The 13,980-nt window shown below is 35.7% G+C and carries 18 protein-coding genes; all 18 read left to right on the top strand.

The genetic code is table 11. From position 1 onward, the window contains the following. Positions 1–75: 75 nt before the first annotated feature. On the top strand, positions 76–1,767 hold the full coding sequence (locus tag Q0371_RS03845) for an FAD-dependent oxidoreductase (RefSeq protein WP_298468493.1): 1,692 nt from the start codon (positions 76–78) through the stop codon (positions 1,765–1,767). A 52-nt stretch (positions 1,768–1,819) separates the two neighbouring features. Beyond that, on the top strand, positions 1,820–2,851 hold the full coding sequence (locus Q0371_RS03840; protein ID WP_298468491.1) for a TlpA disulfide reductase family protein: 1,032 nt from the start codon (positions 1,820–1,822) through the stop codon (positions 2,849–2,851). Positions 2,852–3,017: 166 nt separating this feature from the next. Further along, on the top strand, positions 3,018–3,278 hold the full coding sequence (locus tag Q0371_RS03835) for a metal-sensitive transcriptional regulator (protein ID WP_169358320.1): 261 nt from the start codon (positions 3,018–3,020) through the stop codon (positions 3,276–3,278). 43 nt (positions 3,279–3,321) lie between these two features. Beyond that, the gene (locus Q0371_RS03830; protein WP_298468552.1) at positions 3,322–3,804 is read left to right on the top strand and encodes a DsrE/DsrF/DrsH-like family protein; all 483 of its coding nucleotides are present in this window, start codon (positions 3,322–3,324) and stop codon (positions 3,802–3,804) included. A gap of 10 nt (positions 3,805–3,814) precedes the next feature. After that, the gene (locus Q0371_RS03825; RefSeq protein ID WP_298468489.1) at positions 3,815–4,156 is read left to right on the top strand and encodes a rhodanese-like domain-containing protein; all 342 of its coding nucleotides are present in this window, start codon (positions 3,815–3,817) and stop codon (positions 4,154–4,156) included. A gap of 12 nt (positions 4,157–4,168) precedes the next feature. Then, the gene (locus tag Q0371_RS03820; protein ID WP_298468487.1) at positions 4,169–4,465 is read left to right on the top strand and encodes a rhodanese-like domain-containing protein; all 297 of its coding nucleotides are present in this window, start codon (positions 4,169–4,171) and stop codon (positions 4,463–4,465) included. A 53-nt stretch (positions 4,466–4,518) separates the two neighbouring features. After that, entirely contained in the window at positions 4,519–5,079 is a 561-nt protein-coding gene (locus tag Q0371_RS03815; RefSeq protein WP_298468484.1) for a sulfurtransferase TusA family protein, read from the top strand. A gap of 1 nt (position 5,080) precedes the next feature. Then, positions 5,081–5,476 (top strand): DsrE/DsrF/DrsH-like family protein, encoded by a 396-nt coding sequence (locus Q0371_RS03810; RefSeq protein ID WP_169358214.1) that lies wholly within the window; start codon positions 5,081–5,083, stop codon positions 5,474–5,476. Positions 5,477–5,550: 74 nt separating this feature from the next. After that, positions 5,551–6,678: an MBL fold metallo-hydrolase gene (locus tag Q0371_RS03805; protein WP_298468479.1), complete on the top strand. Its 1,128-nt coding sequence runs from the start codon at positions 5,551–5,553 to the stop codon at positions 6,676–6,678. A 90-nt stretch (positions 6,679–6,768) separates the two neighbouring features. Then, positions 6,769–6,996 (top strand): sulfurtransferase TusA family protein, encoded by a 228-nt coding sequence (locus Q0371_RS03800; RefSeq protein WP_169358216.1) that lies wholly within the window; start codon positions 6,769–6,771, stop codon positions 6,994–6,996. A 65-nt stretch (positions 6,997–7,061) separates the two neighbouring features. Continuing rightward, on the top strand, positions 7,062–7,841 hold the full coding sequence (locus Q0371_RS03795; protein ID WP_298468476.1) for a sulfite exporter TauE/SafE family protein: 780 nt from the start codon (positions 7,062–7,064) through the stop codon (positions 7,839–7,841). 290 nt (positions 7,842–8,131) lie between these two features. Further along, the gene (locus Q0371_RS03790) at positions 8,132–8,941 is read left to right on the top strand and encodes a YitT family protein (protein ID WP_298468473.1); all 810 of its coding nucleotides are present in this window, start codon (positions 8,132–8,134) and stop codon (positions 8,939–8,941) included. 243 nt (positions 8,942–9,184) lie between these two features. After that, complete coding sequence (locus Q0371_RS03785) at positions 9,185–10,408, top strand: glycosyltransferase (protein WP_298468470.1); 1,224 nt, start codon at positions 9,185–9,187, stop codon at positions 10,406–10,408. Beyond that, positions 10,371–11,093: an HAD-IIB family hydrolase gene (locus tag Q0371_RS03780; protein WP_298468467.1), complete on the top strand. Its 723-nt coding sequence runs from the start codon at positions 10,371–10,373 to the stop codon at positions 11,091–11,093. Before Q0371_RS03785 ends, Q0371_RS03780 begins: the two co-directional genes overlap by 38 nt. Positions 11,094–11,441: 348 nt before the next feature. Beyond that, positions 11,442–11,801, top strand: a complete 360-nt coding sequence (locus Q0371_RS03775) for a hypothetical protein (protein WP_298468464.1) — start codon at positions 11,442–11,444, stop codon at positions 11,799–11,801. Between the two features lie 73 nt (positions 11,802–11,874). Continuing rightward, complete coding sequence (locus Q0371_RS03770) at positions 11,875–12,096, top strand: hypothetical protein (RefSeq protein WP_298468461.1); 222 nt, start codon at positions 11,875–11,877, stop codon at positions 12,094–12,096. Between the two features lie 319 nt (positions 12,097–12,415). Then, on the top strand, positions 12,416–12,697 hold the full coding sequence (locus Q0371_RS03765) for a hypothetical protein (RefSeq protein WP_169358222.1): 282 nt from the start codon (positions 12,416–12,418) through the stop codon (positions 12,695–12,697). Between the two features lie 533 nt (positions 12,698–13,230). Next, positions 13,231–13,977 carry a GTP cyclohydrolase II gene (locus Q0371_RS03760; protein ID WP_169358223.1) on the top strand — a complete coding sequence of 249 codons (747 nt, stop codon included), beginning with the start codon at positions 13,231–13,233 and terminating at the stop codon, positions 13,975–13,977. Positions 13,978–13,980 lie beyond the last annotated feature (3 nt).

Raw genomic sequence — 13,980 nt, 5'->3', positions numbered from 1 at the left:
TAACCATCGTGTTTTTGAAATAAGGTTCTTGATTATGTAGCTAGTGATATTAACAATCATATGGAGGTAATATGGATGAAGAAAATAGTGGTTATTGGTGGTGTGGCTGGCGGAGCTTCGGCAGCTGCCAGAATTCGACGTTTAGATGAGCAAGCACATATTGTTATGTTTGAAAAAGGTCCGCATGTATCTTTTTCAAATTGTTCCTTACCATTTCATTTAAGTGGGATCGTAGAAGATAGTAAACGTCTACTAATGATGACACCAGATTCCTTTGAATCGAAATACAATATTGATGCACGTGTTAACAATGAAGTCGTTTCAATTAACCGTGATGAAAAAACTGTAACGATTAAAAATGTGGAAACAGGTGAGCTGTCTAATGAATCATACGATAAGTTAATCTTATCGCCAGGAGCAAGCCCAATTATACCAAAGCTACCTGGAACAGATTTACCACACGTATTTACTGTGCGAAATGTAGTAGATATTGAAAAATTACAAGATGCGATTGTCAAAAAAGACGCAAAAAATATTGCGATTATTGGTGGTGGGTTTATAGGTGTAGAGGTAGCTGAAAACCTTCGCTTAGCTGGGCGTGATGTAGCATTGGTCGAACATGCACCTCAGATTCTCACACCATTCGATGAAGATATGGTACAAATATTGCATAAGGAAATGATGGATCAAGGTATTCAGTTGGTGGTAGACGATGGCTTAGCTGAGATTAATATGTCCTCGATTACTTTAAGCTCAGGTAAAGTACTCGAAGCGGATATCGTAGTATTGGCAATTGGTGTTCGTCCAGAGACATCACTTGCAGTGGAAGCAGGACTGGAGATTGGTGAAACAGGTGCCATTAAAGTAAATCAAAATTTCCTAACAAATGATACAAATATATATGCGGTGGGAGATGCAATCGAAGTATATCACCGCCTAATGAATAAACCAACACGTTTAGCATTAGCTGGGCCAGCACAGCGCCAAGCACGTGCAGCTGCAGATCATATTTATGGTATTCCTAATGCAAATAAGGGTGTAATCGGCTCTTCAAATATTCAAGTGTTTGATTATGCAGCTGCCGCTACAGGATTAAATGAACGTACTGCGAAAGAAATTGGTATACCAGTGGATGCGGTATACGTAATTGCTCCAGATAAAGTTGGGCTGATGCCATCCAGCAATCCATTACATTTTAAATTGATTTATGAAGTTCCTACTGGACGTATTGTTGGTGCACAAGCTATCGGAAAAGGTAATGCAGATAAGCGTATCGATGTGATAGCAACTCTAATTACAATGAATGGAACAATTGAAGATTTAAAAGACTTAGAGCTTTCTTATTCCCCAATGTTTTCTACTGCTAAAGATGTTGTGAATTTAGCGGCACTGGTGGCAACGAATATGATGGCAGGACGTTTTAAACAAGTACGTGTAAGTGAAGTACGTTCATTAGTTGAATCGGGAGCTTTTATTGTAGATGTGCGTGAGCCCAATGAATTTGCAAATGGAGCAGTGAAGGGTGCAAAGAATATTCCTTTAAGTCAGTTACGAGAGCGCATGCATGAGATTCCAAAGGATATCCCTGTATATGTTCATTGTCGTTCAGCACAGCGGAGTTATAATGCTGTCATGGCATTAGAACATAGCGGTTATGATAAAGTTTTTAATGTTTCGGGTTCATTTTTGGGAATAAGCTTATACGAATATTTTAATGACCAACAGCAAAATCGTGAACCAATCGTGACGAAATATAATTTTAAATAATGATTTCAGCATTTGCATATTGGGCTACCTTTTTACATGAAGGGAGATGTTTATGACTTATATAACCTTGGGGCAATTTTCAATACCCATTGCATGGATTGCATTTTTTATCGCTATTCTCTACAGCGATTTTAGAAACAAAAATAAAGATGATCATACTGACAAAATAATTAGTCGTCTTTTTTGGTTTTACGTTTTAATCTGGAAATTAAGTTATATCCTATTTTCCTGGGAAAGCTTTGTCCAAGCACCTATGTCAATACTATATTTTGATGGAGGTTTAAAAGGAAATATATTAGCCTTCATGGTGATGATAATTGTACTTGTGAAGCATCGAGCGGGAATTGAGTGGGAGGTGCTATGGCAATATTGGACCCGCTTTGTAGCAGCCCACCAATTCGTAAACTATATCTTAATGGAGCAATGGGTCATTGCAATTATATGGTTAGCACTATTAGTTTTACTCGAAATGAAAGAGAAACAGTGGTTAATAATTGTTCAGTGGCCAATTATTTTATGGGTAAGTGGATGGATGGACGCACTAGTCATAGCACATTTAATGGTCATTTTGTCTTTAATTTTAAAAAAGAAAAGCTATCAGCAAATTGCTTTAATTGGTGTACTTAGCTTAATGGCTATGACAGTGACTGATTTACGTTCGACCGTTTCCACATCTGACAGAGATGCAATCGATTTAAATACTACCTCAAATGATAGATATATTTTATCTGAGAAAGACCAGAAGCTCACAGTGGTGAATTTCTTTGCGACTTGGTGTCCACCATGTCAGGCAGAGATGCCACATTTACAAAATTTTGCTGAAGAATTACCAGATCAAGTGGAATTGATTGGGATTAATTTGACTGACCGTGATAATGGTCCGAAGGCATTAGCAGGGTTTATGTCCACATATGAAGTGACATATCCCATCTTGTTAGATGAAAAGGATCGGTTTGGTAAATCCTATAATATTGTTTCTATACCCACTACGGTAGTTCTAAATAAGGACGGACAAGAGCTAGAACGGATTATTGGGCCGGTAAGTGAAGAGGTTTTACGAAATTTAACAAACAAGTATAAATGATTTATATCTTTAAATTATGGGATGTGGTCCTCTACATCCTATAATGACTTTAATATTCTTGTCTCTCGCAATTGAGGTCCAAAGCTTTTATTCTTTTGTGTTGACATATACCCTATGGGGTAGTAATATGTGTTTAGAACAAATATTGATTAAATGAGGTGAGATGATGCAATATGATGCGAAGGTTACAGCAAGGATGAAAAAAGTAGAAGGCCAGCTTAGAGGTATACTACGTATGATGGAAGAAGAAAAAGATTGTAAAGATGTGATTACACAACTAAGTGCTGTTCGTTCTGCTGTAGATCGTACAATTGGTGTTATTGTCACAGATAATTTAGTTGAGTGTTTATCTAAAGAAAATGTAGAAACTCTTGATAAAAATGCAATGGTTAAGCAAGCAGTTGATCTATTAGTAAAAAGTCGATAAGACTTTTTATTTTACAATAAAATATACCTATACGGGTAAGGAGATAATTATGGAAAAGAAAAGAACAACAATTGTTTTGTTTAGTGGTGATTATGACAAGGCAATGGCTGCCTATATTATTGCGAATGGTGCAGCAGCTTATGACCACGAAGTTACTATTTTTCACACGTTCTGGGGAATTAATGCGTTACGTAAGCAAGAATCAGTTGCAGTAAAAAAAGGATTTTTAGAAAAAATGTTTGCTAAGATGATGCCACGAGGTGCTGAAAAGCTTGGTTTATCAAAAATGCAAATGTTTGGGATGGGTCCCAAAATGATTAAGCATGTAATGAATAAGCACAATGCATTAACGCTAACACAGCTTGTGGAGATGGCTCAAGAGCAAGACATTAAATTAGTAACTTGTACGATGACAATGGATTTACTGGGACTTCAAAAAGAAGAGCTATTAGATGGTATTCAATATGCAGGTGTTGCAGCTTATTTAGCAGATGCAGAAAATGGCAATGTAAACTTATTCATATAAGAGGTGACATATGGAAACCATAATTATTATAGCAGTCGTAGCAGTGTTTTTAATATGGCGCTTTAAACCGACAAAAGGGATTCAAAATATATCTACCGGACAGTTAAAACAAATTATTAACGATAAGGATAAAGTATTTGTCGATGTAAGAACAAAAGGTGAATTCAAATCACGAAATATACCCCAATTTAAAAATATACCACTTGGTTCTGACCTTTCGAAGTTACCAAAAGACAAGGAAATCATTGTAATCTGTCAAAGTGGTATGCGATCAAGTCAAGCGTGTAAGCAATTAAAGAAATTGGGATTTACTAAAGTAACGAATGTCCGTGGCGGCATGAGTGCATATTAGGAGGATATTAAAATGAAAACAATCTTACCAGAGCAAGTACAACAAAAGCTACAAGCAGGGGAAAATCTAAATTTAATTGACGTGCGTGAGGTTTCTGAAGTTGAGGCAGGTCATATCCCGGGTATCATCCATATACCATTAAACTTGTTAGAATTTCGTTTACACGAATTGGATAAAACTAAACCGTATATTATGGTTTGCCGTTCAGGTGGTCGCAGTGGCCAAGCAACAACGTTTTTAGAATCTCAAGGTTTTGATGTGACGAATATGTCTGGCGGGATGCTTGAATGGAAAGGCGAAGTTAAATAAATTACATTTTTTTAAAAAAATTATACCCTAACCGGTATAGGTGGAGGTAACAAATGGTTAAATCAGATGTGCAATTAGATGCAAAGGGCTTAGCTTGCCCAATGCCAATAGTGAAAACTAAAAAAGCAATGAATGAAGTGGAAGAAGGTCAAGTTTTAGAAATCCAAGCAACAGATAAAGGTTCTGTCGCGGATTTAGCAGCTTGGTCAAAAACAGTAGGGCACCAATACATCGGTTCTCATGAAGAAAATGGTGTATTTTATCATTATATACGAAAATGCAATCCAGAAATTAGCGAGCAACAAGAAAAGTCATTTGAACAAACGGTTTCAAATGAAGAAGCAATCGCTGGTGATGGCTTAATCTTAGATGTGCGTGAAGCAGCAGAGTATGGATTCGGCCATATCCCCGGTGCGAAATCGATCCCAATGGGTGAGTTAGAAAATCGTTTATCTGAATTAGATCAAGAGCAAACCATTTATGTCATTTGCCGTACTGGTACTCGCTCGGATATGGCTGCACAGCAATTGACAAAAGCAGGTTTTAAAAAAATATATAATGTCTTACCTGGTATGTCAGGGTATGAAGGCGAATTACAGAAAGAGGTTGAATAATATGTCAAACAAAGTAGCAATAATTGCATCTAACGGCGGTTTATTTGATGCATATAAAGTATTTAATATCGCAACAGCAGCGGCAGCTTCTGATAAGGAAGTAGCAATTTTCTTTACTTTTGAAGGCTTGAACCTTATCCATAAGCAAGGTATGCATGCACTTGAAATGCCAGCAGGCAAAGAGCATTTTGCAGAAGGCTTCGCTCAGGCACAAGTCCCAGCAATTCCGCAATTGGTTGAGATGGCTCAGGAGCTAGGTGTAAAATTTATTGCTTGCCAAATGACAATGGATGTTATGGGCTTAACAAAAAATGATTTTGTAGACGGTATTGATGTAGGCGGAGCAGTTACGTTCCTAGAATTCGCGAAAGACGCATCACCAACATTAACATTTTAATTAGGTAATGGGAGGGGAGTTCCCTTCCGACCTAAAAATTTTTAATAAAAATATACCTATGGGGGTACTTGTTTATGACAGTAAATATATGGACAGCTGCTGATGTAGCTCGAAAAGTAATTGATAATAAAGAATTATTTATATTAGACGTCCGAAATGCAGATGCATTTGAGGATTGGAAGATTGAAGGTCATAAATTTGAGTATTTAAATATTCCATATTTTGATCTTTTAGATGGTGTAGAAGAGATACTAGACCAAATTCCTACTGATAAAGATGTTTTAGTAGTATGTGCTAAGGAAGGCTCATCTATTATGATTGCTGAAATGCTGTCAGATGCTGGCCGTGAAGTTGCATATTTAGCTGGTGGGATGAAATCCTGGTCTATGTATTTAGAGCCAATTAAAGTAGGAGATCTTGCAAATGGTGGCGAGCTATACCAATTCGTACGTTTAGGAAAAGGCTGCTTATCCTACATGACAATTTCTGAAGGTGAGGCAGCGCTTATAGATGCAGTCCGTTTCACAGAAGTATTTACAAATTTTGCACAGGAAAAAGGTGTAGAAATCAAGCATGTATTTGATACTCACTTACACGCCGACCATATTTCAGGAGGACGTCATATTGCTGCTGAAACAGGAGCAACCTATTATTTACCACCGAAAGATGCAGAAGAGGTTGTGTTTGACTACACAGCCCTTACAGACGGTTTAACTGTACAGCTTGGGTCAACAAAAATTGATGTAGGTGCGCTTTACTCACCAGGTCATACAATTGGTTCAACTTCATTTGTGATTGATGAAAAGTACTTATTAACAGGAGATATTTTATTCATCGATTCGATTGGGCGTCCTGATTTAGCCGGTCTGGCAGAGGATTGGGTAGCAGATTTACGCGAAACATTATACTCTCGCTATCGTTCATTAGCTGAAGATCTAATCGTATTACCAGCACACTTTATGATTATTGAAGAGCTAAACGAAAATGGTACTGTAGCAAAACGTTTAGGAGATCTATTTGCAGAAAATCATGGCTTAAATGTAGAGGACGAGGAAGTATTCCGTTCAATGGTAACAGACAACTTGCCTCCTCAACCAAATGCCTATCAAGAAATTCGCCACGTGAACATGGGCAAAATTACACCAAGTAATGAAGAGCAAACGGAAATGGAAATCGGACCAAACCGTTGTGCAGTACGTTAATTTTCATAACAAAGGAAATATTATTCATACACTTGTCTCTTGGAGAGAAGTTTATACTGACAAAAAATAATACGAGAAGAGGAATATAACATGAACATTACTAAAACATTAGATGCAAAAGGATTAGCATGTCCAATGCCAATCGTTCGTACGAAAAAAACAATTGATACGATTAATTCTGGAGAAATACTAGAAGTATTAGTTACGGATAAAGGTGCGTTAAATGACTTTACAGCGTGGGCAGCAGCTGGTGGGCATACAATTGTTGAACAAAAAGAGGAAGACGGCGTGTTATTCTTTTATATTCAAAAAGCTTAACAGTATAAATAGCGAGTAGAATATTCTTCTACTCGTTTTTTTTACAGAAAGAAGGGACAGACATTATGGATCTTTCCATTACATTTATAGTTGTTATTTTTGCCCTTGGATTTATAGGGTCATTTGTTTCGGGCATGTTAGGAGTTGGGGGCTCCATCATTAAATACCCCTTGCTATTATACGTTCCACCACTATTTGGACTGGTGGCATTTTCTGCCCATGAAGTATCAGGAATTAGTGCGATTCAAGTATTCTTCGCTTCTATTGCAGGTGTTTGGGCATACCGAAAAAGTGGTCTGCTCCATAAGGAATTGATCATTTATATGGGTGGGGCAATTTTACTTGGAAGCTTTATTGGTAGTTACGGTTCAGGATTTTTATCGGAGGATGCTGTTAATATTGTGTACGGAACACTCGCTATAATTGCAGCGGTTATGATGTTTATTCCACGTAAAACTATAGAGGAAAATGCTAAAATTTCGTTCAATAAAGTTCTTGCAAGTAGCCTAGCGCTCATTGTTGGAATAGGATCTGGGATCGTCGGAGCAGCGGGTGGCTTTTTACTCGTCCCGATTATGCTTACCGTTTTAAAAATACCAACACGTGTTACAATTGCGACCAGTTTAGCAATCACCTTTATTTCTTCTATTGGTGGTAGTGTAGGTAAAATTATTACTGGTCAAATTGAGTACTGGCCTGCGTTCATAATGATTATTGCAAGTATCATCGCAGCACCTTTAGGAGCAAAAATTGGTCAAAAAATGAATGTGAAAATTCTACAATGGCTGTTAGCTATTATGATTGGTGCAACAGCTATTAAAATTTGGATCGATATTTTACAGTAATACACGAAGAAAAGAATTTAAAGATGTATCTCGTGAATTAAGGTTTTTGTTTTGGATTAACGTTTCACTTTAGCTAAGATTTCTATGAATCTCTATTATAAATATATATCCTAATTAGTTCCTAGATAATCCAGTTCCATCAAATACAGTAATAATTTTATGAAAAGATGGTTATTAATGAAACAACCCATGAAATTTTAAATTGACTCAATAAACTATTTTTTGTTAAATATACGTTTTTTTAATAAAATGATGTATAGTTAAGTTCGATTAAATTTAAGGAGCAAGACATGAAAAATTTTATTGTTATTACTTTGGGTTCGTTATTAATGGCTGTTGCACTGAACTTATTCTTGGTGCCACATGAAGTTATTCTTGGTGGGTTTTCTGGGATAGGTATGATAATAGGGATTCTAACCGGATGGAATATTGGTTGGATAATTTTCCTTTTGAACATCCCCGTGTTTATTCTTGGCTTTATAAGTATTGGGAAAAAATTTGTAGCATATAGTATGTATTCTGTATTCCTTACGAGTTTAGCAATGCAATATATTCCAGTTTATCAGATTACAGAAGATATTTTATTGTCCTCTGTTTTTGGAGCAGTAATAGGTGGTGCTGCTACCGGAATGATCATTAAATTCAATGGCTCTACTGGTGGAATAGATATTATTGGGCTTGTTATTACCAAAAAGAAGGATTTCTCTTTAGGAACTTTAATGCTCGTTATGAACAGTGTCATTGTATTAGCCTCTGGTTACTTCATAGGCTGGGAGCAAACAATGTATACATTATTAGTTCTATATGTATTTGGAAAAGTAGTAGATGTCATTCATACCAAACATGTAAAAGTAACACTTATGATCATCACTGAAAAAGGTGAGGAAGTTCAAGATAAGATGCTTAAAAGCTTAGTCCGAGGGATTACTGTTTTGGACGGAGAAGGAGCATATACTAAACAACCAAGAAAAGTGCTTTTTACCGTCATCACAAGATATGAACTAGGGGAAGTAAAGAAAATGATTAAGGAAGTAGACAGTAATGCGTTTGTAAATATTACTGAAACGATTGAGGTCATGGGAGCATTTAATAAAAATTGATTTTGTAAAGTCCAGAAAACTCTGGGCTTTTTAATTTGCATTTTTATAGAAAATTATATTTGTGAATTTGCCTCTAGGTGTTAAAACATACAGCATTTAAGTGGTGACCTTCATCTCCCCTTCCTAATTGCTGAAGGGCCCATCGTCATTTTCATGCTATATAAATATAATTTAGAGTTTAATAGTCTGAAAACGGGGTAAATACATTATAGTTACTATTTAAGAAAAGGGGAGATGCTAGTTATGTGGAAAAGAATTTTATTTATCTCCGAGCATGGGGATCCACTTGAAACTTTAGGTGGTAAACAGGCTGGTGGACAAAACAACTATGTAAAAGAACTTGCCCTTGCCCTTGGAAGAAGAGGTATAGCAGTAGATGTAATTACTCATTGGAGTAACCCCAGTGCTCCTCAGGTGGAGAAATTAGGAAATATGTCAAGAGTCATTAGATTTGCTGCAGGTCATAAAGGATATATAGCAAAAGATAAGATATATGATTTGTTACCACAATTCTATGATGAAATAAAAAACAATTTATCTATACCAAAATATGATGTTGTTCATTCTCATTATTGGATGTCCGGGTTACTAGGGCTATCTTTAAAAGAAGAGTTTGGTATTCCCCTCGTTCACACTTCTCATTCATTAGGTATCGCAAAAAAACAAGCTACTGGAACTGCAGACCCGATTCGATTAGACGCAGAAAAGAAAATTTTAACATCTGCGAATAAGGTGATCGCCACTACTGAAGTTGAAAAGCAAATAATTCAAGACTTTGCAGGACCACTTACAAATATAGAAGTAATATCAATTGGAGTTGCAAAAGAATTTCAATCACAAGTCAAGAAAAAATCAGTAACTAAACCGTTGCTAGTATATGCTGGTCGTCTGGAAAAGACAAAAGGAATCGGCACACTATTAGATGCCTTTAAGAGATTAAAAAAGGAAAATCCAGAACTGGATGCTAAATTAGTGCTAGCTGGTGGTGATAAGGAAGAAATAGACATCAACTCAGGATTACCTATCAATCCAGGTTTAAGGGAGCAAGTAAAAGGTATAGAGGAATATATTGAATTCATAGGACCTCAATCTCAACAAGGTTTAAGTAATCTTTTTTCTAAAGCCACTTCAGTTATCGTACCATCCTATTATGAATCGTTTGGTATGGTGGCAGCTGAAGCTCAAGCTTGTGGTACCCCAGTTATAGCCTCTGGAGTTGGAGGACTTAAAGATGTCGTGTCTCATGGAAAAACAGGCTTACAGGTAAAGCCAAAAGATCCTTCTCAGCTGGCAACAGCTATGAAAACTATATTAAAAGACAATCTTTTAGCAAAAAGACTAGGCAGAGAAGCTGGAGAACGTGCGAAACGTATCTTTAATTGGTCTTCCATTGCAAAAGAAATAGATCAAACTTATGAGGAATTGTTATATGCAAAAGATTACGCAAATGCTAGCAACCGATCTTGATGGAACGCTTGTTGGTGATGAAAAACATTTAAAAGACTTACTTACCTATTATGAAGGTCTACAAAAGAAAGTTACTTTAGTTTATGTCACAGGTAGGCATCGGGAATCAGCCCTAGAACTTATGAAAGAGGCTAACATTCCAATGCCGAGTATTTTAATCTCGGATGTGGGAACAGGCATATATATAGGCAATGACCTTAAACCAGATGAAGAATGGAATCTTTTAATGAAGAAAAATTGGAATCCAGAGGCTATAAAGAAAATCGCTTCTCATTATCCAACTATTGTTCCACAAAAGCTGCCAGACGAATCTAGGATTTCTTATACTGCGCAAGAAGATGAGGGAAGTGTTGAAAAGCTCAAGCAAGAATTGCTACAAGCTAATATACCGCACAAATTTATCTTTAGCTCAGGAAGGGATATTGATATACTCCCTGAGGCCAGTGGAAAAGGATCTGCTTTGACATACGTGATTGAAAAATATGTAGAAGATCAAGCATCCATATTGATTGCAGGTGATTCAGGTAATGACGAAGAAATGATTAGGCTTGGATATCCATCTGTTATAGTAGCAAATGCACAACCAGAGCTAATAGCCATTCAAGATCACCCCCAATTATTTAGAGCAACTAAAAATTGTGCAGGCGGAATTCATGAGGCTTGGTTGCATTTTTATGATAATTAAATCCTTATTTAAATCACATAAGTAAACTCATTAAGACTACAGACACATTTAAAATTGTCTATAGTCTTTTTTTTTGCGTCAAAGATAAGCATTTTATCTATATTGATACGTTAATACTTCTTATTAATTTTGGCTATGTACATGGCTATGGTTGATTTTTTGTACAACACATATGCCAAATGCATGTTTACGAAATATATATTGTAAATTTGTTTAATATTGGAACTTCTAATTACTTCAACCGTATTAAAGTAAAGGAGTAGGTTAGTTTTGAAGGGTGTTATTAACACGTGGTCAACCATCTCACAGTTGTAAAAGGCAATTCGTGGGGCAGGGAGAGGTGATGAATTGAGTTTAATTCAAGTGACCTATATAGTGCTTATATGGACAATACCTAGTATGGGTTCTTGGTATTCCTTTAGGAAAATGGAGAATGAGAAACAGATAAAGGTTATAAAAGAGTTGAGAAATCCTTTATCAATTTTAGGGATTATTCCCAGTTTTATTGGTTTCCTCGTATATCTTACAGGCTCTGTTGCAGCATCTGATATAAAAGTCTTACGGGATTTAGGGATGGCATTGGCACTATTTGGTTGGTTTGTAATTTGGGGAGTAGGTTTAAAAAAAGGAGAGGAAAATTCCTTTAAGTGTATTACTAAGATATTAATAGGGATTTCCGTACTAATTGCTTATATCTATCTTTTTTAAATAGGAACCTCATTTCGTTTCGAGCGTATTAGAGGAAAAGATAGATGAAGAAAGTTATAAAAGGGGGGAGTATATGAGTGAACGATTTGAATTAAGTTTTAAAAATAAGGAAGTAAGAATGTGGTGCTATTTGATGGTACCAACGTTTATTATAGGGAGCATTTTAATATTTTATGGTGAACAAAAATATCAGTATATTCGTTTGTTAGTATTAGTAATAATCTGGACTGTCTTTTATTTGTGGCGTTATTTTTATCGTAAGAAAATGAAGAAGGAAGTAAAAAATTCTTCTTAAGCTAACAGCTGCTAGCTACAAGAATGAGTAAAGCCTTTTTCTTATTGAACTAAAGTAAGCAGTGCGGATTATAAGTGGGAGTTAGTTGGTATGGAAAACGGGCAACAGGATATGATATTAATCAAAAAATGTTTTGGAGCATATTCAATATTTACTTGGTTTAAGTGAATGATTTTGTACACCTTATGGGAGCATTACTTTAAGTTGGAGTAATGCCTTTTTTATTGATCTTAATGCAAAAGGTTAGCTGGACACGAATGGGAACTTTTACGAAATTTTAAAGTCATACTTAGAAGTTAAACTAATAGGGGTGTTATATATGAAACGATTCAGTATAAGCTCAATAGTCCTAATGTTTATTGGAATTCTATTCTTTATATTAAACTGGTTAATAGATGGTTACGTCGAACCTATTGTACTTACTGGAGTTATTTTTATAGTTATAGGGGCAGTGTTTAGTTTTGTTGCGATCTCTAAAAGAGAAAAAGGAAGCGTGAAATATATATCAATTGCTACTTTTATTATTCTACTATTTTTAGTTACTTGTTTTGAACCTTTTCAAGTTATTAGAATGATGACTTGGTTTAGAAATATTACTTAACTAACCGGTAATTTAACAAATTATTACAAAAACATAAAAGTAATAACAAAGTAAATGAGCAAAGATAAAAATATCCTAGCTCATTTTTTAGTTGTTTTAAAATTAACCTTTACTCATACCATAATAATAGGACTACAACAGTCTGAACTAGCTAGTACTGTTTCATCGAGAGTCGTCCACTCCAGAGCCAAGTATATAGAGACGTTTTAACAGGAACTCAAGTTGCTCTTTATACGTTTTGATTTATTAACTAATTTGTACGAATCTAGTTTTTATGAACATCCTGGAACGATTATAGATGCTTATTATTTTTATTCCTTTTGGTCAGATCGAATCAAGAAAGATTATGTTATCTTAGGTTAAAAGTTATGGTAAGATGTTTATGTTTGTACGCACCATTCCCTAATGGAAAAGGGAAGAAAAGTTGACACGGCAAGGTTGCAATTATATACTAGGTTACGTTATGTAAGTGCTTAAAAATAATTAGAATATAATAGACAAAAATGATGAATATGAATGATAGGTGAATGAAAATGAATATAAATAAAGAAACGCTGACATTGTTACAGGATAAAATAAAAATAATAGAAACGGTTGAGGAGCTTGATCTTTGTTTAGTTGGGCCAGTTAACTTGCCTATTAAGCAAGGCGATTTCCAAACAACCTTTCAATGGTATACCTGGGTTAAAATTGATAAAAATTTATCAAAAGAGGATATTTTAACATCATTGCCACAATCAAATTTAGCTTTTGGCCAACAATCCTCTGTTCTTGTTTATGGTGACTTCGCGAATGAGGAAGATGCTCTTATTCGTATGCATAGTATTTGTCATACAGGAGATATATTTGGTAGTCAACGCTGTGATTGTGGTTTCCAGCTTCATGAATCGATGAAAATGGTAGTAAATCATGGCTGTGGTGCCATTTTTTATTTAGCAGATCATGAAGGCAGAGGAATTGGTTTATTTTCTAAATCACTGGCTTATCTTTTACAGGAGGAAGGCTATGATACGGTTGAAGCCAATCATGCACTAGGCTTTGAAGACGATAGTCGCTCCTATGAAGATGCAATTCGCGTGTTGGAAGTATTAAGAAGCAAGCAGGTGACTTTAATAACTAATAATCCTAGGAAGCTGGCTGCGTTAAAGAACCATGGTCTTCTTGCTAAGGATCACGTGCCTTTATGGGGTGGACTGACTGAAACAAATGAATTTTATTTGAATACGAAAGTGAAAAAATCCGGACATATTGTAGAAGAGAGTCCAAGTTTAAAAGTGTGAGGT

It is taken from the genome of uncultured Psychrobacillus sp., assembly GCF_938022135.1.
Classification (GTDB): Bacteria; Bacillota; Bacilli; order Bacillales_A; family Planococcaceae; genus Psychrobacillus.
The sequence above is the reverse complement of the archived record's forward strand: the minus strand, read 5'-3'. Positions and strand labels throughout refer to the sequence as shown.

What these genes read in the sequence shown, in the direction of transcription:
- Q0371_RS03820 (WP_298468487.1), top strand. Translation starts at nt 4,169, where the DNA reads ATGAAAACAATCTTACCAGAGCAAGTACAACAAAAGCTACAAGCAGGG.
- Q0371_RS03765 (WP_169358222.1), top strand. Translation starts at nt 12,416, where the DNA reads ATGAAACGATTCAGTATAAGCTCAATAGTCCTAATGTTTATTGGAATT.
- Q0371_RS03790 (WP_298468473.1), top strand. Translation starts at nt 8,132, where the DNA reads ATGAAAAATTTTATTGTTATTACTTTGGGTTCGTTATTAATGGCTGTT.
- Q0371_RS03795 (WP_298468476.1), top strand. Translation starts at nt 7,062, where the DNA reads ATGGATCTTTCCATTACATTTATAGTTGTTATTTTTGCCCTTGGATTT.
- Q0371_RS03825 (WP_298468489.1), top strand. Translation starts at nt 3,815, where the DNA reads ATGGAAACCATAATTATTATAGCAGTCGTAGCAGTGTTTTTAATATGG.
- Q0371_RS03810 (WP_169358214.1), top strand. Translation starts at nt 5,081, where the DNA reads ATGTCAAACAAAGTAGCAATAATTGCATCTAACGGCGGTTTATTTGAT.
- Q0371_RS03805 (WP_298468479.1), top strand. Translation starts at nt 5,551, where the DNA reads ATGACAGTAAATATATGGACAGCTGCTGATGTAGCTCGAAAAGTAATT.
- Q0371_RS03800 (WP_169358216.1), top strand. Translation starts at nt 6,769, where the DNA reads ATGAACATTACTAAAACATTAGATGCAAAAGGATTAGCATGTCCAATG.
- Q0371_RS03815 (WP_298468484.1), top strand. Translation starts at nt 4,519, where the DNA reads ATGGTTAAATCAGATGTGCAATTAGATGCAAAGGGCTTAGCTTGCCCA.
- Q0371_RS03770 (WP_298468461.1), top strand. Translation starts at nt 11,875, where the DNA reads ATGAGTGAACGATTTGAATTAAGTTTTAAAAATAAGGAAGTAAGAATG.
- Q0371_RS03845 (WP_298468493.1), top strand. Translation starts at nt 76, where the DNA reads ATGAAGAAAATAGTGGTTATTGGTGGTGTGGCTGGCGGAGCTTCGGCA.
- Q0371_RS03760 (WP_169358223.1), top strand. Translation starts at nt 13,231, where the DNA reads ATGAATATAAATAAAGAAACGCTGACATTGTTACAGGATAAAATAAAA.
- Q0371_RS03840 (WP_298468491.1), top strand. Translation starts at nt 1,820, where the DNA reads ATGACTTATATAACCTTGGGGCAATTTTCAATACCCATTGCATGGATT.
- Q0371_RS03785 (WP_298468470.1), top strand. Translation starts at nt 9,185, where the DNA reads ATGTGGAAAAGAATTTTATTTATCTCCGAGCATGGGGATCCACTTGAA.
- Q0371_RS03780 (WP_298468467.1), top strand. Translation starts at nt 10,371, where the DNA reads ATGCAAAAGATTACGCAAATGCTAGCAACCGATCTTGATGGAACGCTT.
- Q0371_RS03835 (WP_169358320.1), top strand. Translation starts at nt 3,018, where the DNA reads ATGCAATATGATGCGAAGGTTACAGCAAGGATGAAAAAAGTAGAAGGC.